The sequence below is a fragment of the Cupriavidus sp. 21MJTG02-4 genome (assembly GCF_057798975.1).
Window position 1 is genome coordinate 13,099 of record NZ_JBYOJP010000031.1, and the last position, 17,978, is coordinate 31,076.

The 17,978-nt window shown below is 61.8% G+C and carries 17 protein-coding genes; 16 read left to right on the forward strand and 1 reads right to left on the reverse strand.

The features are described from left to right. Positions 1-67: 67 nt before the first annotated feature. The 15 genes from AC3FKH_RS33170 (at position 68) to trxB (ending at position 16,201) form a co-directional block, all read left to right on the forward strand. Complete coding sequence (locus tag AC3FKH_RS33170) at positions 68-181, forward strand: ABC transporter ATP-binding protein C-terminal domain-containing protein (RefSeq protein ID WP_488679870.1); 114 nt, start codon at positions 68-70, stop codon at positions 179-181. Further along, positions 178-909, forward strand: a complete 732-nt coding sequence (locus tag AC3FKH_RS33175; protein ID WP_488679841.1) for an ABC transporter ATP-binding protein — start codon at positions 178-180, stop codon at positions 907-909. The genes AC3FKH_RS33170 and AC3FKH_RS33175 overlap by 4 nt, the downstream gene beginning before the upstream one ends. A 49-nt stretch (positions 910-958) precedes the next feature. After that, positions 959-2,116 (forward strand): acyl-CoA dehydrogenase family protein, encoded by a 1,158-nt coding sequence (locus AC3FKH_RS33180; RefSeq protein WP_488679842.1) that lies wholly within the window; start codon positions 959-961, stop codon positions 2,114-2,116. A gap of 30 nt (positions 2,117-2,146) precedes the next feature. Next, the gene (locus AC3FKH_RS33185) at positions 2,147-2,914 is read left to right on the forward strand and encodes an SDR family NAD(P)-dependent oxidoreductase (RefSeq protein WP_488679843.1); all 768 of its coding nucleotides are present in this window, start codon (positions 2,147-2,149) and stop codon (positions 2,912-2,914) included. A gap of 6 nt (positions 2,915-2,920) precedes the next feature. Further along, a complete protein-coding gene (locus tag AC3FKH_RS33190; protein ID WP_488679844.1) occupies positions 2,921-3,721 on the forward strand; it encodes a maleate cis-trans isomerase family protein in 801 nt (266 codons plus the stop codon). 34 nt (positions 3,722-3,755) lie between these two features. Further along, positions 3,756-4,955 carry a thiolase family protein gene (locus AC3FKH_RS33195; protein WP_488679846.1) on the forward strand — a complete coding sequence of 400 codons (1,200 nt, stop codon included), beginning with the start codon at positions 3,756-3,758 and terminating at the stop codon, positions 4,953-4,955. After that, the gene (locus tag AC3FKH_RS33200; RefSeq protein WP_488679848.1) at positions 4,952-5,392 is read left to right on the forward strand and encodes a Zn-ribbon domain-containing OB-fold protein; all 441 of its coding nucleotides are present in this window, start codon (positions 4,952-4,954) and stop codon (positions 5,390-5,392) included. The genes AC3FKH_RS33195 and AC3FKH_RS33200 overlap by 4 nt, the downstream gene beginning before the upstream one ends. A gap of 108 nt (positions 5,393-5,500) precedes the next feature. Continuing rightward, positions 5,501-6,292 (forward strand): enoyl-CoA hydratase-related protein, encoded by a 792-nt coding sequence (locus tag AC3FKH_RS33205; RefSeq protein ID WP_488679849.1) that lies wholly within the window; start codon positions 5,501-5,503, stop codon positions 6,290-6,292. Positions 6,293-7,098: 806 nt separating this feature from the next. Then, entirely contained in the window at positions 7,099-8,103 is a 1,005-nt protein-coding gene (locus tag AC3FKH_RS33210) for a Bug family tripartite tricarboxylate transporter substrate binding protein (RefSeq protein ID WP_488679850.1), read from the forward strand. Between the two features lie 43 nt (positions 8,104-8,146). Next, positions 8,147-9,187: an amidohydrolase family protein gene (locus AC3FKH_RS33215; RefSeq protein ID WP_488679851.1), complete on the forward strand. Its 1,041-nt coding sequence runs from the start codon at positions 8,147-8,149 to the stop codon at positions 9,185-9,187. Between the two features lie 37 nt (positions 9,188-9,224). Continuing rightward, on the forward strand, positions 9,225-9,971 hold the full coding sequence (locus AC3FKH_RS33220; protein ID WP_488679872.1) for an SDR family NAD(P)-dependent oxidoreductase: 747 nt from the start codon (positions 9,225-9,227) through the stop codon (positions 9,969-9,971). A 202-nt stretch (positions 9,972-10,173) separates the two neighbouring features. After that, positions 10,174-11,538 carry an MmgE/PrpD family protein gene (locus AC3FKH_RS33225; protein WP_488679852.1) on the forward strand — a complete coding sequence of 455 codons (1,365 nt, stop codon included), beginning with the start codon at positions 10,174-10,176 and terminating at the stop codon, positions 11,536-11,538. A gap of 756 nt (positions 11,539-12,294) precedes the next feature. After that, on the forward strand, positions 12,295-13,260 hold the full coding sequence (locus AC3FKH_RS33230; RefSeq protein WP_488679853.1) for a LysR family transcriptional regulator: 966 nt from the start codon (positions 12,295-12,297) through the stop codon (positions 13,258-13,260). A gap of 171 nt (positions 13,261-13,431) precedes the next feature. Beyond that, the gene (locus AC3FKH_RS33235) at positions 13,432-15,153 is read left to right on the forward strand and encodes a UGSC family (seleno)protein (RefSeq protein ID WP_488679854.1); all 1,722 of its coding nucleotides are present in this window, start codon (positions 13,432-13,434) and stop codon (positions 15,151-15,153) included. A gap of 94 nt (positions 15,154-15,247) precedes the next feature. After that, positions 15,248-16,201, forward strand: coding sequence for a thioredoxin-disulfide reductase (gene trxB / locus AC3FKH_RS33240; protein WP_488679856.1), 954 nt, complete (start codon positions 15,248-15,250; stop codon positions 16,199-16,201). A 10-nt stretch (positions 16,202-16,211) separates the two neighbouring features. Here the strand turns inward: trxB and AC3FKH_RS33245 are convergent, their stop codons facing one another. After that, positions 16,212-16,430, reverse strand: coding sequence for a hypothetical protein (locus AC3FKH_RS33245; RefSeq protein WP_488679857.1), 219 nt, complete (start codon positions 16,428-16,430; stop codon positions 16,212-16,214). Positions 16,431-16,534: 104 nt separating this feature from the next. On the opposite strand from AC3FKH_RS33245, the gene AC3FKH_RS33250 reads away from it, so the two are divergent. Then, positions 16,535-17,488 (forward strand): Bug family tripartite tricarboxylate transporter substrate binding protein, encoded by a 954-nt coding sequence (locus tag AC3FKH_RS33250; protein WP_488679858.1) that lies wholly within the window; start codon positions 16,535-16,537, stop codon positions 17,486-17,488. Positions 17,489-17,978 lie beyond the last annotated feature (490 nt).

Consider the following 17,978-nt stretch of genomic DNA (forward strand, 5'->3'; position numbering starts at 1 on the left):
GGAAGGCGTGCATGACGCCGGCGTTGGCATCTTGCTGGTCGAGCATTCCCTCGCAATCGTACAGCGAATGGCCGATCACGTCGTGTGCCTGGATGGCGGTCGCAAGATCGCCGAAGGAAGTGCCAAGGAAGTCATGCAAAACGAAACAGTACGGGTGGCGTACATGGGAGTTGGCCAATGACTCGCTTGCTCGAAGTGAATAACTTACGCGCCGGCTATGGCCTGTTTACGGTGCTACGGGACATGTCCTTTCATGTGGATGAAGGGGAAATCGTGGCGCTCGTGGGCTCTAACGGCGCCGGCAAGACGACGTGCTTGCGCTGCATCGCCGGATTGATTCCGTCGAAGTCCGGCGCGATCTCTTTTGCCGGCCTGCCTCATCCTGGTGCCCGTCCTCATGCACTGGTTGAAGCGGGGCTGGTGTCGGTACCGGAAGGCCGTCAGCTCTTTCCCGCGATGACTGTCGAAGACACGCTGCTGGTTGGCGGCGCGACGCCGCGAGCGCGTGACAAGCGCACCGAGTCATTGAAGCGAGTGTATTCGCTCTTCCCGAAGCTGAAGGAGCGGGAGCACCAGCTGTGCGGCACGTTGTCCGGCGGTGAACAGCAGATGGTGGCAATCGGCCGAGGCCTCATGGCCCTGCCCAAGCTGTTAGTACTGGACGAACCGTCGCTGGGTCTGGCCCCGACGATCGTCAAGCAACTGTTCCAGACAATCGAGAAGATTCGCGACCACGGTGTGACCGTATTGCTGGTGGAGCAGAACGTCCGCACGGTGCTGCGGATCGCGGACCGTGCCTATGTTATCGAGAACGGCGGGATTGAACTGTCCGGAAAGGCGCAGGATCTTGCGAGCGACCAGCGGGTTGTGGACGCCTACTTCGGTGTCGGGTCGAAGGAAAGCATCTGAAATGCGAGAGCCGGATTGGCCGGCACGGAGACAATGGAGAGAATCAACTATGACGCTTGAATCAGACAAGTTGCTGTTTACCACGCCTGAGCACGAACTGCTGCGACGTCAGGTTCGGAGGTTCGTTCAGAGCGAGGTCGTTCCCGAGGCGACTGCTTGGGAGGAACGCGGCGAGACGCCGCGCTCGGTCATTCGCCGCATGGGCCAGCTCGGCATGCTGGGCATGCGTTTTCCCGAGGCCTATGACGGTGCCGGCGCCGACACGATCGCGTCGGTCGTGTTTGCCGAAGAGTTGGGCCGCAGCACGTTCGGCGGCTTTGCGATCACGATCCTTACACAAACCGACACTGCTTCGCCGGTAATCGCTGCCGTCGGAACGGAGGAACAGAAGAGGCGGTACTTGCCAGCCATCGTTAGCGGTGAATGCCTCGTCGCCATTGCCATGACGGAACCCGATGCCGGCTCCGACATCGCGACGCTGCGCACCCGAGCCGTCCGGGACGGCGACCACTGGGTGCTCGATGGAGCCAAGACGTTCATCACGAATGGCGTCAATGCGGATCTTTACGTCGTGGCAGCCCGGACGGATCCGGGCGCCAGGCCGTCGCATGGTGTGTCCCTGTTCCTGGTGGAGAAGGGGACCCCGGGGTTCCAGGTCGCGAGGCGGCTGGACAAGATGGGCTGGCGCAGTTCCGACACCGCGGAACTTGTTCTTGAAGGGTGCCGGGTACCGGCCGCGGCATTGCTCGGCGAGCAGAACCATGGCTTCAAGGCGCTGATGCGCAACGTCCAGAACGAGCGTCTGGTGCTGGGGGCGCAGGCGCTCGGCGAGGCGCAGGCGGCGCTCGAATTGACCATCGACTATGTTCGGCAGCGCAAGGCCTTCGGCGCCACCCTGTGGGACAAGCAGGCCCTCCGCCAGCGCCTGGCGCAGCTGTCCGCGCGCGTTGAATCGGCCCGCCACTTCGTGTACAGCGTGGCGGCAATGGATGCCGCAGGTGTTGATTGCGTGAAGCAGGTTTCCATGGTCAAGGCGTTGTGCGGCGAATTGGTGAACGACGTGGTGGACGACTGCCTCCAGTTCCATGGTGGCACCGGGTATATGAAGGGAACGGTCATTGAGCGCATGTATCGGGACGCCCGGGTGCATGCGATTGGTGGCGGCGCCACCGAAGTGATGCTCGAGGAAGTCGCCAAGCGGCTCTAACAGTTTAAGTTCATGAAAGGAGTAGAGGAAATGTCAGGGAATTTTTCGCAGCGCGTCGTGCTGGTAGCCGGCGCTTCAGGTGGTATCGGTTTGGAAGTCTCAAGGTTGCTTCTGGAACGGGGCGCGAAGGTCGCGTTGCACTACCGTACCAGCCCACGCGGGCTAAGCGAGCTGGCGGACCGCTTCGGGCCCGACCGGGTCCTGCTCGTTCGTGGTGACCTGACTAAGGGCGCCGACGTCGAAGCCATCGTCGCCCAGACCGTCGAATGCTTTGGAAAGCTGGACGTATTCCTGAGCACGGTCGGCACGGCGCTCAGGATCAAGCCGTTCCTCGAAACACCTGAGGAGTTGATGGACATGACCATCGACATCGAGCTGCGCAGCGTCATGACGAGCATCCGTGCCGTGCTGCCGCACCTGATCAACAACGGGGGAGGGCAGATCGTCCTGGTCGGCTCCGATTCAGGGAAGGTGGGCACGAGTGGCGAGGCCGTTTCCGCGGCCTGCCGAGGCGGCATCATCGCGTTCGCCAAATCGATCGCCCGGGAGTATGCCCGGCACAAGGTGCTCGTCAATGTCGTATGCCCGGGGCCCACGGAAACCGAGCTGTGGAACGACCTGGTGCGCAACGACGAGTTCGGCGGCAAGATCGGCAACGCGATGGTCCGCGCGACGGCGCTGCGTCGTCTCGCCCGGCCAGAAGAAGTCGCCGCCACCGCCGTGTTCTTGGCTTCGACCGAAGCGTCGTTCATCACCGGCCAGGCGGTCAGCGTAAGCGGCGGCCTGACGATGTGCTGACGGAGCATGACCGCCATGCCCGCTGCCACCATCCCAGGCTACGACGCGGCATTGTCTCGTTCGGGACAACGGCAGCCGGCACCGCCCGCCCGGGTGCGTCTCGCGGTGATCGTCCCGAGCGTCAACACCGTCGTGGAGCCCTGGCTCGGGCGTGTGTTGCCCGACTCAACGGCACTCCACGCGACACGGATGCTATTGGCCGACAACGTGACGCCCGAATCGCTGAAGCGCATGGATCGCGAGGAGGGCATGGCCGCTGCGCGTCGCATCGCGAGCTGCCGTCCTCACGCAGTGGCCTACTGCTGTACGGCATCGAGCATCGTGCAAGGGCCGACCTACGACAAGAAGCTGCAGATGGAGCTCGAGGGCATCACCGGCTGCCCCAGCTTCACCGCGGTCGGTGCGATCACCGAAGCGCTACACCAACTCGGCGTGCGGCGGTTGTCCATCGCGTCCCCCTACACCGAGGCAATCGATCTGGCAGAGCAACGCTTCTTTGCGGAGCTGGGATTTCGGGTAGATGGCGCCGCGCATCTCGGCATCGGCGACGGCTTTTCACTGGCGTGCCCGACCCCCGAGGAGATCTACGAGCTGGGACGCAGGGCATGGCGTCCAAGCTCTGACGCCTTGCTGATCAGCTGTCTCAACATGAACTCGCAGGACGTCGTCAGTCTGCTTGAGAAGGAGCTGGGCCGGCCAGTCATTACCTCGACGACGGCCACATTGTGGAAGCTTATGCGGGCAAGCGGATTGGAGGGCAGCGTCGAAGGCTACGGAGCGTTGCTGGCATGCGGCGCCGCGCGGTGAGCGTCGACGTCATTGAATTCACAGGAGATTCATCTTGAAAGTTGGAATCGTGGGTGTGGGACTTATCCCTTGGAAGGTGCGCTACGCGGACAAGACTTACTACGAGCTGGCGCTCGACGTCACGAAGGCCGCCCTGCAGGATGCAGGCATCACGTCACGCGACGTGGACCACGTCGTGTGGGGTCTGTCGGACCTGATGGTGGCTTGGGTCAGGCAGTGCTGTCCGAGCACCACCATGCAGGACTATATCGGTATGGCCGGAAAATCCTCCGTCCATGTGAGCGCCGGCGCGGTCACCGGGGCAATGGCCGTGCGCCAGGGCATGATCGAAATCCTCTCTGGCATGTCGGAGGTCACTCTCGTGGTGGGCTCGGGCAAAGGCATGGATCTTTGGGACCCGGTGCAGCAGAAGCGCTCCTCGGCATTCCTCAAAGCCATCATGCTGGATCTGGATACCAACTGGGAAGTTCCGGTTGAACCGCTAGCGGCGGCAAATTTCGGCTTTGCGGTGCAGGCGCACATGGACCGCTTCGGTTCACCGACCGAAGAGCAGATGGCAAAGGTGTCGATCAAGAATCATCGCAATGCCTTGTCCAATCCACTCGCGCAGAGCGGCATCGCACTCACAATGGAGGACGTGATGCAGTCGCGGCGCGTCGCGGGGCCCTTGAAGCTGTACGACTGCTGCCTGTACAGCGAGGGCGCGGCCGCCCTGATACTGGCATCCGAGGATCGGGCCCGCGAAATCTGTCGAAACCCCATCTGGATCGATGGAGTAGGGGCGGCCAACGAGCGCAGCTACATGCCCGACTTCGATAACCTCGGAAGGATCATGTGCCAGCAGAAGTCAGCCGAACGCGCCTATGCAATGGCCGGTATCAAGGATCCCCTGAAGGAACTCGACTTCATCGAGACACATGATCTTCTGACGGGGGTCGAGCTGATGAGCTACGCAGAGCTTGGCTTGTGCAAGCCTGGCGAAGGAGGCCGCCTGATCGACGAAGGCTTCACGGAGATGGCGGGTCCGATGCCCGTCAATCCCTCAGGCGGCATGATCGGCTGTGGGCACGTTGCGGGATGCTCCGGAATCTCGCGCATTGGGGAAGTCACCCGGCAGTTGCGAGGTCAGGCAGGGGGCACACAGGTGCCGATCAACAAAGGACGGGCCATATTCTCCGCGATCGGGGGGCCTGGCATTTCTCAAAGTTGCACCATCGTTCTGGGGGCATCATGAGCAACGGGGAACACTTCGAAGTCGAGCTGACCGATGTCTATCACTACCGCCTCAGCTACGGCGGTCAGTCCCCCTTCTTCCGCGGTCTCGAACAGGGGCAGTTGATCGCGAGCCGATGCGTGCAGTGCGGATTTGTCTGGCTGCCATTGCGTCCGATCTGCTCGAAGTGTTATGAGGAGGCGACCCCGCTCGAATTGAGCGGGGGAGGAGAGATCCTGACGAGCATCGTGCTGCCTGAAGCCCCGGCCCATTTGAAAGCGCTCGATGCGCAGGTGGCGTCCGCGCTCGTGAAGCCGGATGGCTCTGACACCTGCATGAAGGCATTCGTCGTTTCGAAGTCTGGGCACTTCGCGCGCGGGACTAGGGTCTCCGCCCGCTTCCTCGCGGAAATCCGGACGATTGCCGATTTCTATTTCATACCCGAGAAAGATGCCTGATTTCGCAGGAGGGAGCTTGGGGCCGCCGTTCCGGCCCGCACCTCGCTACTGCTATGTCAGGGATTGGCTCCCTTCGCATCACATCATCAGATTACCCAAGAGGCTTACATGGAATTCAACGACATCCTCTATTCGAAGCACACTGGCATTGCCCGCATCACGATCAATCGCGAGAAAGTGATGAATGCCTTCCGTGCTGAAACCGTTGAGGAGATGATCCTTGCACTTAGAGACGCAGACAGTGATCCGGAGGTCGGCGTGGTCGTGCTCGCCGGCGCCGGCGAGCGAGCGTTCTGCACCGGGGGAGACCAGAGTTCTCATGAGGGAAAATATACTGGCCGCGGTCTCGTTGGACTCCCCATCGAGGAGTTGCATGCGGCGATCCGTGACTGCCGTGTGCCTGTGATCGCGCGGGTGCAGGGATACGCCATCGGAGGCGGTAACGTCCTGTGCACGCTCTGCGATATCACTATTGCGTCCGAGAAGGCGATCTTTGGACAGGTGGGGCCAAAAGTTGGCTCGGTGGATCCCGGTTGGGGAACGGCATACCTTGCGCGGATCGTGGGCGAGAAGAAGGCGCGCGAACTTTGGTACTTCTGCCGCCGCTACACGGCTGCGCAAGCGGAAGAAATGGGCCTGGTAAACATAGTCGTGCGCCATGAGGAGTTGGACGCCACAGTGGACGCTTGGTGCGCGGAACTGCTCGAGAAGAGCCCAACGGCCGTGGCCATCGCGAAGCGCTCGTTCAATGCTGACAGCGACAACATCCGCGGCATCAGCAACGCAGGCATTGAGGCGCTTGCGTTGTTCTACCAGACCGAGGAGTCGAAGGAAGGCGCGCGCGCGTTCCGCGAGAAGCGAAAGCCCGATTTTCGGGGCGCGCGCGACCGAAGCCGGTGAATTCGTCTGACGTCGTCCATAGCAAGTCCGCAGCATCAGTCTTCTAGTGGGCTTGCATCGGCATCTTGGGGCATCACCGCGATTGCCGAGTTGCGAAGTCAATACCACGAATCGTCACGGACCTGCGTATCCCGTTTCGGCTGCAAGGTGTTTTTCTCGCGACGGGAAGCACCCGTTCGTCCAAGGCCCGGTCGCCAGCGGTGCCGAGGGCAGGCTGGCGCTACGTGTCGGCGCCAGAGGGCGGTAGTGCGCTCGCTTCGGTCAAGGCTTCCGGGCCGCGGAACAGGGCGACCAGAAAGCCGACGAAGACACGTACGTTGGAAGGCCCCCGGCTGCAGGGGCTATACCGCGTATAGCTCAGCGCCACCCGCCGTGGGGCTCACGGTGATCGCCGAACACCCTCACACCAGCGCACCCGGCGCAACGGGTAAGCGTACGATCCATTCGGGTACCACGATCAGTCTGGGCCCGGACATGGTCGCGGAAAGCGGCACCAGACCTTTGCTCGAACGGACAGTCCCTTGGACTTCGATCTCCGAGGGCTGGCCATCCCCACACGGTCTCGTAAGAATGCGCAGTGAACAGCATGCGATTGTGCCGACGCTACTCCCATGGGCTCCCGGGACGCCATGCCGCTGGAAGTAGGCAGGGGAGGGCGCCGCATACGATTCACTGGCTGGGACACGACATTCTTTGCGAATTTTGGGAAGGACCTTGCTGACCCGGTGCATTGCGGGCCAGATGCCGCGCTTCTATTGTCATGCATCAAGTTCTGCTTATCACGCAGGCAATTAGAGGAGACAGCGATGCATATTGCGGCCAATGGAGGTCTTGGGGCGAAGCTGGCTTTCGCTGCCTTTTCCCTAACGCTTCTCGGAGCCACCCACCCGGTGGTGGCACAGGAGTGGCCCAAGCAACCGGTCCGCCTCGTTGTCCCCTACCCGGCTGGTTCGGGCGCCGGGGATATCGTGGCCAGGAAGCTTGCGGAGAAGCTTGCGGCGAAGTGGAAGCAGCCGGTTATCGTCGACAATCAGCCCGGCGCAGCGGAAATCATCGGCGCGACGCGCGTAGCGCAATCGAGGCCAGACGGCTACACCCTCTTGCTCGCTACCGAGGGCGCCCTGCAAACCAATCCGTTCCTGTTCTCCAAGCTTCCATACGATCCCACGAAGGATTTCACGCCGATTACGCGTATTGCCGAGGGCGGCTTCTTGTATGTCGTCAGAAAAGACAGCGCCTTTCAGACTATGCGGCAGCTAGTGGCTGCAGCGAAGGCGCAACCAGGCAAGATCTCCTACGGATCCGGTGGCGCCGGTGCGCCCGCACATCTCGCGGTGCAGTGGTTCGCGACCATGGCAGGCAATCTGCAGTTCTTGCACGTTCCCTACAAGGGAGCCGCGGCGAGGCTGCAGGACTTGCTGGCCGGCAACGTGGATTTCACCGTCGCGCCGGTATCGGCGGTTTCCGCGTTCGTCAAGGATGGCCGCATGCGCGCCTTAGCCACTTCCGGAGCCACGCGGTTGCGTGCTCTGCCAGACGTACCCACGCTCGCAGAACTAGGCTACAAGGACCCCGTCGTTACCTTCATGTTTGCTCTGGTCGGTCCCGCCAAGATGCCGCCCGATGTTGCCAACATGATTGCGCACGACGTCGCTGCATTGCTGAAGGACCCGGACTTCGTCGCGCGTAATATGGATCCGTTCGGGTTCGTGGGGATCGGGGATACCCCCTCGGAGTTCGCGCGGTTTCTGGCGGCGGACCGAGACAAGCAGAGGGCGCGGGTCGCAGCGGCCAATGTGCAACTTGATTGAAGCGAAATGGTCCGCTGGCTAGCGGACTGAGGAGACTTTCACCATGTCCGACGATTCCATACGTGCGGCTATCAAGGCGCACTTGGGCGTCAATCCGGAATGGCTGGCCACGCGGAAGGAGGAGATCGTTGAGCCCGAGCTGAAAATCGTCGATCCGCACCACCATGTCTGGGACATGCCGGGGAACCGCTACCTCTTCGACGAGGTGCTGGCGGATTTCCAGTCCGGCCACCGGATCGTCGCCAGCGTCCACGTGCAGTGCCATTCGATGTACCGTGCGGATGGGCCCGAGGAGATGCGGCCGGTTGGCGAGACCGAGTTCATCAGCGGCGTTGCCGCGCAGAGCGCCAGTGGAGCCTATGGCCCGACGAATGTGTGCGCCGGAATCATCGGAACAACCGACCTCATGCTGGGGAGCCAGGTGGAGCCAGTGCTCGAGGCGCACCTCCGCGCCGGAGGAGGCAGGTTCCGGGGGATCCGGCCGACCGCGGCCTGGCACGAAAGTCCCGAGGTAAGGGCCCTCGACATCAAGCCGCACCTCCTGATGCAGAAGCAAGCACGCGAGGCAATCGCCTGCATTGACAAACTGAGCCTATCCCTGGACCTGTGGGTCTTCTTCACTCAGCTTGACGAAGCATTGGATGTCTGCCGCTCGTTCCCCGGCCTGAAAGTGGTTATCAACCACGCGGGCGGTCCGGTGGGTATCGGACCTTATGCCGGCCAGCGGGACGCCGTCTTCGGCGTCTGGCGCAAGAAGATCGAGGCGCTGGGGCAGTGCCCAAATGCAGTCATCAAACTGGGAGGCCTTGCGATGCGCTACGGCGGGTTCCACTTCAACAAGCTGCCCACGCCACCGTCATCCGACCTCCTGGTCGAGAAATGGAAGCCCTACGTGGAGGCTTGCATCGACAGCTTCGGTCCCACCCGCTGCATGTTCGAAAGCAACTTCCCCGTCGACCGCGGAATGTGCAATTACCACGTCCTGTGGAACGCCTTCAAGAAGATGACGCAGCATTACTCTCCCGAAGAAAGGGAGAGCCTATTCAGCCAGACGGCGGCACACACCTACAGGTTGGCCATCTAGAACCGAACGGAGGAATTTCGTGTCCAGAACAGCTGTTGTGACTGGAGGAGCGTCGGGCATCGGCCGACGCACGGTGGAACGCCTGCTCGCCGAAGACTGGACGGTCTGGTCAATCGACGTTTCGGAAGAAGCTCTCGCCGAGCACGCCCGGACTCTCGCTGCGGGTAGCCGGTTTCGCTATCAGAAGTGCGATGTTTCCAGACCGGACAGCGTGAAAACCGCGTTCGAGAGCATCCGCCAGGCGAGCGACAAGCTCGACGCCCTGATCTGTTCTGCCGGTGTCATCCGCATCGGATCGCTGGAGGAACAGGCGCTCGAGGAAGTGGACCTCATGATCGGGGTGAACATGAAAGGGCCGTGGCTTTGCGTGCGCGAGGCGCTCCCCCTTCTGCGCAAGGACGCGAGCGTCGCCGCACCATCGCGCGTTGTGATCGTTGGGTCGGTTGGGGGCATCCGGCCGAAAGCGGGGTCCGGTTTCTATTCTGCGACCAAGGCTGCGGTTCATGTCCTCACAGGGATCCTTGCTGTGGAACTGGGTCCCACCGGCGTTATCGTGAACGCGGTCGCTCCGGGAACGGTGGCCACTCCCATGGTGGAAGGGTTGGCGAACCGGAGTGTCACGTCAAGCTACAAACCTTCAGGCGACTCGCCTCTGGGCCGCGTCGCCCAGCCCGACGATGTGGCCGACGTAGTGCTGTTCTACTTGAGCGATGCAGCCAAGTACGTGAACGGCACCGTGTTGCCCGTCGACGGTGGCACCAGGGCTGCTTTCGTCAAGAAGTAGGTTTTTCCAAAGCAATCTACGATGCAATCCACCAGAGAAAGCCAATGAGCCCGAAGAGAAGACAGTTGATTGCGGCATGCGGCCTGATGCCGCGGGCCACAAGCAGCCCTGCGTTTGCACAGACCAAGCTGAAATCCAGCTCATCCGGCGCCAGGCAGTTTGGCTGCGCGCCATCACATCACATCACCCTGGAGGAGCGATCATGACCGTAGCGGGCGAGCTCGCGCAATTTCTTACTCGTACGCGCTACGAGGAGATCCCCGTCAAAGCCATCGACTACGCCGCCATGCTGATTTCCAGCACCGTGGCAAGTGCAGCTATGGGGTCCACACTGGAGTCCTCCCGGATCGTGCGCAGCATGCTGGTCCAGCGCGGCGGTGCGGGGGAGGCTTGCGCGTGGTTTGGTGGCGCCCCGCGGCTGCCGGTGGCGTCGGCAGCTCGTATCAACGCCCTCATGAGCGATGCGGCCGCCTCCGACGACAGCGATCTGCGCAACATCACCCATCCAGGCACCACGCTCGCAGCGGCTGCAATCGCCGTGGCCGAGAAGACGGGCGCCAACGGAAGGGATGTGCTGACCGCCATTGCTCTCGGCTATGAGGCCGCCGGGCGCATCAACACCGGTGTGGTGCCCGGCCTCATTTGGGAGAAGGGCTTCCACGGTTGCATGATCACCATCTTCGGCGGGGCGGTGGCGGCAGGGCTGCTGCTCAAGCTCGATGCAGAGCAGATGACGCACGCGCTGGCGCTGGCGGCGACTTCCAACGCCGGCCTGCTGGCGGCGGCCAATACCAGCACGGCGCGCGAGCATCACGCAGGGCTGGCGGCGATGCTGGGCGTCGAGGCCGCCCAGCTGGCCGGCCTCGGATACAAGGCGGAGGAAGCTGTCCTGGAGCATCCGAGGGGCTTCTTCTTCGCGTATGGGCAGGACGCCCACGTCTCGGGCCGAGTGGCCGAAGTCACGCACGGGCTGGGAGACGATTGGAAGATTCTTACCGACATGGCAATCAAACTGGTCCCGGGCGGCCATCCCTACCATGCCATCGGGGAAGCCGCTGCGAACGCGGCACGCATGGCAGATGTGCCGGCCAGCGAAATCGCGGCCATCATCTGTTCGCGGCCAAATGCTCGCCAAATCAAAGGCCCACGCCACCCCACCGACCTAATCGGCGTGGCGCACAGCCCTTACTATTTCGCTGCTGCGGGCGCAGCCGACCGAGAATTCACCTGGGCGCACGCCTCGCCGGAAAGGATCATGGACCCGGCGATCCGCGGGCTGCTCGACTTGGTGGAGGTGGGTGAGCCGCCGACGGAAAACGTCGAGCGCTACAAGCAAGGTGCCACGGTGACCTTGAAAACGCGTGACGGCCGCAACTTTACGAGCACGGTCTATGCCCCGCGCGGTTCTGCAGTCAATGGAATCGAATGGGCCGATGTGGAAGGGAAGTTCAAGACCTTGTGTCCTCTCGCCGGCATCTCGCCGTCAAACATCGAGAGCTGCACCCAGGTGCTACGCCATTTCCGCGACGTCAAGCACGTGCGGGAACTGGTTGAACTGATTGGCTGAACGCATTGGCACCCGGCACCATTGCTTGGACTTAGGTGCCGGTCCGTGCCGATCATGTTCGGCATGCATTGGAGTGTGCTTGCCGGGTGCCCGTTTCAGAATGAAGCCTCCCCGCGCTGCGGCTTGGGCCACCAGAGGGGTAGCAAGCAAGTTTGAGGAAAACATTCTCGAATGTCGGCGCGACGCTCGAAGAGGACGCGCAGGCGTCCGAGTGAGTGAAGCCAGGAATAGGTTCGCTATACAGCCCGGCGGGCTTTACCAAGTCCGCTGCCGTGGGGCTGGCCACACTGAGCGAGCGAAGCCGGGATGCCGGCGGCAGGAGGCGGGCGACGATGACTGCCATAGTCACGGGCGGCTGAGTTGCGCAGGGGCGGCCTCGACATCCACGGACAGAGAGCAGCGCTTCGATCGGGGGTAGGAATTGGATGATGTCATTGCGTTCGCGCCAGTCGCGGTGTCTGCGAATCGGCGTGCTGCTGGCATCGATGGCTGCGTGGCGTTTGATCTCCGGTCGGGCCGGGAAGGTATCGGCCCACCAGTGGCACCAACGCTTGAGCGTGATACCCAACTGACTTCCGGCAGTCCTCTCCTTCATTGCTGGACACAATAAAGGCGACATCTTCTCTCGGGGGCGTGCCTGCACGGTCCCTGAGGGGAGCTCTCCGGCTTTCCCCATCGTTCTTGATCAAATCTCAAAGATTCGGCTTCAAGAATATTGCGCATGCTCAGAATGCTTCGCCAGACGGATACAAGCAGATGCTGAATGCCTCCAGCCCGCCGCTGCGAATGACGCTACGCCAGCTGCGGTACTTTGTCGAGATCGCGAGTCGCCGCAGCTTCTCGCGTGCAGCCGAGCGCCTCGCCGTCGCCCAACCGGCCCTGAGCCAGAACATCGCGGCCCTGGAAGCCGAGTTCGGCGTCAAGCTGTTAGAGCGCCACGCCAAGGGGGTCGATCTCTCGCCCGCCGGACATCGTCTATACGAGCGCGCGATGGAACTCCTCAGTGGCCTCGACGCCTTAAAGGATCAAGTCGCGGGACGCGATGCGCGTCCTTCAGGGCGCGTGCGCCTGTGCCTCGCACCATCCATGACCAGTGTGCTGATCGCGCCGATACTGCGCAAGATCTCGACGCAGTACCCCGATATCGAGCTGAGCGTCACCTATGGCCCTTCTTTCGAAGCGCAGATGAAGGTCCATTCTGGCCGCGCAGACCTGGCACTGATGCCGGGTGCGGTGGAACTCGAGGGGATAGAGTCGCTTCCGTTGTTCGAGGAGTGCTTCATGCTCTTCGGTGCCTACGACGCAATGACCGACGAACCGGAGCAGATCACCTTTGCCGAGGTTGCCCGCTATCCACTGGTTGCACCCGGCCGGGCACATGACCTGCGCAAGGTCATAGAACGTACGGCCAGCGCCGCGAAGCTGGAACTCGATGTGCGCTACGAGATGAACAGCGCGGCGCTGATCATCGCCGTGGTTAAGGAGGGACTGGCATACGCGATCATGCCCGACAGCGGCTGTGTGGACGCCGCAGCGGCCAAGGCAGTGGCCGGGCGTCCCATCGTGGCGCCCGAGTTGAGCCGCGTCCACGCCCTAGTCTGGCAGGGGGGGCGCTCGTTGACGCCGGCGGTCGCGGCGGTACGCGATGCGATCGTCGACGTGGTCGGCGTTCTGGTCGGGAATGGTCGCCTACGCTGCCGCCTGATCGACGCGGGCCATTAGTAATTCTGATAGCCATCTAGTCCAAGACAGTATTGGATTGCCCCAAGGGTTTGCGTCACAGTCTCTATGTCGAGGCGTCTCAGCGTCATGAGCGGGGAGATAGCCGATTTCCGCCTTTGGCGTTTCGGCTGCTTCTCCCCTGAGGGTGACCCATTTTTAGAAGGATTGGTTATGAAACTGGAATTCCACAACCCGGCCGGAAAAACGGAAATCACGTTTTGCCATGCTGCCCGGCTATCTTCCTTGTCGAACAAGCGCATCGGCTTCTTATCGAACGGGGATTGGCAGTCGTTTCGGTCATTTCCTCTGTTGAAGGCACATCTCGAGGCAGACATTCCTGGTATTGAGGTTCTTCCGCTCGACGCATTTCCTGAGGGAACGGACTTCATTGCCCAGGACGCCACGATAGAAGCGATCAAGAACAGCGGAGTGGATGCCGTCATCGTCGGCAACGCAGCGTGTGGCGCCTGCTCTACCGCCTGCGGCGTCGCCGCTGGTCGGCTGGAGGCGAGCGGCATTCCGACGGTGACCATCATACGCGAGGAATTTGTGAATGTTGTCCGGAATGCCGTGTCGGGGCTGGGACTTCCCGCCGATCTTTCGATGGTGACTTTCCCGCTCGAGCTCTTCACGCCGGATTCCGACCTGACACCCATCTCGGCTCGCCGTCACGAAATCTACGCGGGGCTGACCTCGTGGACCCGGCAGGCGCTCGATGACGCAGAGGGCGGGATGGTTGCGGTTGACGGTCGCGACTATGAGGACGCGGTCGCCAAGGCCAACCATCTGTTTCTCATCAACCGCTGGGGCGACGGATTGCCACTTTGGCCGGCGACGCGCGGGCGTGTCGACTGGATCCTACGCGGAACCGATCTGCCGCGGGATCACCTGCTCGGCAAGTTCCCACCGCGCGGCGGGCTTGCCACTGTGGAGGCGTGCGCCGTTGCATTGGCCATGGCGGGTGGCAGACCGGAGTATCTGTCTGTGCTCATTTCTGCAGTCGAAGCAATCCTTGATTCCAGATCGAACGGTGAGCAGATGCAGGCAACTTCTACTGGGACCTTCCCGGTAGTCATCGTCAACGGGCCAATCGCAAAGCAGATTCGTCTGAATTCCGGATTCGGCTGCCTGGGGCCGGACTCCCAGCACCCCGCTGGCGCGGCCATCGGGCGCGCTTTGCGCCAGCTGCAACAGAATCTTGGGGGTGCCCAACCCGGATCGGGCGCTATGGCGCCATGGGGGGCCATGCGATACACCAACGCGGTGTTTGCGGAGGATGAGGATGGCCTGCCGGAAGGATGGCTTCCCCATGGCACAGAGCGTCATGGGTTCACTCCCGGTACCAACTCGATCTCCTTCTTCTGGGCTAGCGGCGCGACCAACATCGTGCGGCGCGGTGCAAAGGAGGAGACGCTTGAGGAGGATGTGGTGCAGGGGCTGCACCGCATGGCGGGATTTCTCGCAGCGCCCAGCGTTCACTACGCAATCGGCTATGGAGACGGCACCCCGGGCGCCGTCCTGTTGACTAAGGTGGTTGCCGGCTATCTGGCAAAGGCCGGGTGGACCAAGGAGAAAACCCGCCAGTTTCTCTGGGAGCACTCGAAGATTCCTCAAGAGGTCCTTCGTCGCAACGGCAGCATTCCGTGGTTCGAAATTAGCGGGGATCGCCTGGGTCGCGAAAGCGTAGCGCTTGATCCCTGGCCGATCGCGGCCAAGCCCGAGAACATCATTCTGACCGTTGCGGGCGGGGGCCATCCAACGCATGCGTTCTGGCTTCAGGCGATCGCACGACATGTCATCGGTCGAGAAATCGTGGTGCCGCGCGCACTGGACGATTTGCTGTATGAGGCCAACAAGGAGCTGGGATGCGGCGCTGATGCCTGCATGATCTAGCCGCAGCCGGGGTTCGTCCACGACTCCGGTGGCACGACTTCAACCGGTCCCATCGCATTACTCCCGATATCAACGTTAACCCAATTGGTCATTCATGTCTTCGAATCCCACATTTCACGCGACCGTGTTGATCCTAGGATCCGGTCCCGCCGGGTACAGCGCTGCCATTTATGCTGCCCGCGCCAATTTGCAGCCCATGGTCGTGGCAGGCCTTGCGCAAGGCGGCCAACTGATGACCACGACTGACGTGGACAACTGGCCGGCCGATGTCGACGGTGTCATGGGGCCCGAGCTGATGCAGCGGTTTCAACGGCACGCTGAGCGCTTCAACACGCGTATCGTGGCCGACCACATTAACGAGGTCGATCTGTGGTCTCAACCGTTCAAGCTAAAGGGAGATGTCGGGCACTACACGTGCGACGCGCTCATTGTAGCGACCGGCGCAAGTGCTAAGTACCTTGGTCTGCCGTCGGAGGAGAGGTTCCTGGGGCGCGGCGTAAGCGGCTGCGCGACGTGCGACGGCTTCTTCTACCGGGGGCAGACCGTGTGTGTGGTCGGCGGGGGAAACACGGCGGTAGAGGAAGCGTTGTATCTGTCGAATATCGCCTCACGGGTCCACCTGATCCACCGCCGCGACAGCTTCCGTGCGGAGCCAATTCTGGTCGACAAGCTGATGGAGAAGGTCGAAAAAGGCAACATCGAACTGCATCTGTGGTACTCGCTAGAAGAGGTGCTGGGCGACGAGTCCGGTGTGACTGGCGTTCGATTGAAGGGCGCCAAAGACGGCGCCACCAAGGAAATCGCGTTGCAGGGCTGCTTCATCGCCATCGGGCACAGCCCCAATACCGACATCTTCAAGGGGCAACTCGAGATGCGCGACGGCTACATACTGACTGGCGGCGGGCGCGACCCCTTCGCGACCATGACCAGCGTTCCGGGAGTGTTTGCGGCCGGGGATGTTCAGGACCGTGTCTACCGTCAAGCGATCACGAGTGCAGGAACCGGTTGCATGGCGGCGCTCGACGCGCAGCGATACCTCGGTCAGTAGATTTCCTGAGTTAGTGGCAAGCGCGGCGCAGGAAGCGTGAGCAAGAGCGGATACGCTCAGGCATGTCGCTACCTCCGAAGAAATTGCCGGCGCAGCTGCTCTCCTGATTTCCCTCGACGCCGGACACATTACCGGCCGGTCGTTCAATGTCGATGCCGGGGAGTGTTTCTACTGATGAGGCCGAACGCTGGTTGGTTTGGAGGCTTTCGCGGAATTGGGCGATAACCATTGAGGACTTCCATAAGTTCCCGCAGAAAGCGCGCAGGCTGATGCAGGGCTGAAGCTCAAGGTCTCGAATGAGACCAGGTGCATTTACTTGAAAGGAGACTGTCTATGATCCGCGTCTTTCTCTTGGCATGCCTGCTGTTGCTATGCCGGTCGCCCGCATGGGCGCAGGAATGTTCCGGCCCGATGCGGTTGCTAGTGGGGTTGGCCGCGGGGGGAGGGTTTGATGCCGTAGCGCGCATTTTGGCGCAGCGGGTCACCGAGCGTTTCGGGCATCCGATCGTGGTGTTGAATAAGGCGGGCGCCAGCGGCAACATTGCTGCTGCATACGTGGCCAAGGCACCGCATGACGGCTGCACCATTATCATTCGCGGCAACGAGCATAACGTAAACCCGTTGATCTACACGCGGGCAGGCTACGAGCCCAAGGACTTCGTGTCGATCGTGCGCGTACTCAGAGGCCCAGGCCTCCTCGTTGCGAGCGCCAGCCAGCCGTTCAAGACGCTGCGCGAGATGGTCGAATATGCCAAGGCGAACCCCGGTAAGCTCTCCTATGGAAGCTCCGGAGTTGGCGCTCCCAACCACGTGTTCGTCGAGATGTTTCTCCGGAGCGCTAGTATCAACCTGGTTCACGTCCCTTATAAGGGTGCCGCCCCTGCCATGGCCGATACCGTCGGCGGCGTGGTGCAGTTGTCACTAAGCTCTGTAGTAGCAGCGCAGCCCTTTATCAGCTCCGGTAAGGTGATTCCTCTGGCGATTACTGGGCCGAAGCGCTGGCCAACTTTGCCCACGGTGCCGACTCTGAGTGAGGCGGGCTACCCGGACGCTACGATGGAGTACTGGATGGGCTTGTTTGCCCCGGCAGGCACGCCGATGCCGGTGATCGAAAAATTGAATCAGGAGTTCCGTGCCGTGCTCAATGACGAATCAGTTAAGGAATGGATGCTGGCGCAGGGTTATGATCCAGTCGGCGGCAGCGTGCAGGACTTCGACAAGTTCCTGGAGAAGGACAGGCGCGTTAGCGGTACGCTAATGCGAGAACTGAAGGTGAGGGTGGACTGAGGCAGGTGCATGACATACGGCGGACTGCGATTGATTGACCTGTATTGCCGCACCGGTCATGAATATTGCCATCTCGCGGTCCACCAACCTGGCTTGGTTTCCATTGTCAATACGGCTCATCAAAGCGATGAATGCCAGAAGAAGGGTCATCGCGTTGCTGCCCGAATTGCTGCAGTGACGGTCGGCCAAGGAGGCAGAATCGACACATCGACAGGATCGTAGCAACCTTACGCAAAGGAAGCATCTACTTCACGGCAGCCGGTCGCAATCAGGCCGCAGGAAACATAGAAGTCGGTTGGGATCTGCGCTCCGCGGCAGGGCCTCACAGGCGCCAACATCACAGACAGCCGTTCGCAACTGACACTGCGCATCGCGCGAGTGTGCCCAGTCGCGTGCGTATCCGACCTACCGCAGGTGGAACCTTCTCCGGGGCTACGGGCAGTGGTCGGGCTGATGCTGCTTATCACGCTCTAGCCAGCCGCGACATCCA

Coding starts and splice junctions, on each gene's coding strand:
- AC3FKH_RS33170 (WP_488679870.1), top strand. CDS start 68: ATGGCCGATCACGTCGTGTGCCTGGATGGCGGTCGCAAGATCGCCGAA.
- AC3FKH_RS33175 (WP_488679841.1), top strand. CDS start 178: ATGACTCGCTTGCTCGAAGTGAATAACTTACGCGCCGGCTATGGCCTG.
- AC3FKH_RS33180 (WP_488679842.1), top strand. CDS start 959: ATGACGCTTGAATCAGACAAGTTGCTGTTTACCACGCCTGAGCACGAA.
- AC3FKH_RS33185 (WP_488679843.1), top strand. CDS start 2,147: ATGTCAGGGAATTTTTCGCAGCGCGTCGTGCTGGTAGCCGGCGCTTCA.
- AC3FKH_RS33190 (WP_488679844.1), top strand. CDS start 2,921: ATGACCGCCATGCCCGCTGCCACCATCCCAGGCTACGACGCGGCATTG.
- AC3FKH_RS33200 (WP_488679848.1), top strand. CDS start 4,952: ATGAGCAACGGGGAACACTTCGAAGTCGAGCTGACCGATGTCTATCAC.
- AC3FKH_RS33205 (WP_488679849.1), top strand. CDS start 5,501: ATGGAATTCAACGACATCCTCTATTCGAAGCACACTGGCATTGCCCGC.
- AC3FKH_RS33210 (WP_488679850.1), top strand. CDS start 7,099: ATGCATATTGCGGCCAATGGAGGTCTTGGGGCGAAGCTGGCTTTCGCT.
- AC3FKH_RS33215 (WP_488679851.1), top strand. CDS start 8,147: ATGTCCGACGATTCCATACGTGCGGCTATCAAGGCGCACTTGGGCGTC.
- AC3FKH_RS33225 (WP_488679852.1), top strand. CDS start 10,174: ATGACCGTAGCGGGCGAGCTCGCGCAATTTCTTACTCGTACGCGCTAC.
- AC3FKH_RS33230 (WP_488679853.1), top strand. CDS start 12,295: ATGCTGAATGCCTCCAGCCCGCCGCTGCGAATGACGCTACGCCAGCTG.
- AC3FKH_RS33235 (WP_488679854.1), top strand. CDS start 13,432: ATGAAACTGGAATTCCACAACCCGGCCGGAAAAACGGAAATCACGTTT.
- trxB (WP_488679856.1), top strand. CDS start 15,248: ATGTCTTCGAATCCCACATTTCACGCGACCGTGTTGATCCTAGGATCC.
- AC3FKH_RS33245 (WP_488679857.1), bottom strand. CDS start 16,430: ATGGTTATCGCCCAATTCCGCGAAAGCCTCCAAACCAACCAGCGTTCG.
- AC3FKH_RS33250 (WP_488679858.1), top strand. CDS start 16,535: ATGATCCGCGTCTTTCTCTTGGCATGCCTGCTGTTGCTATGCCGGTCG.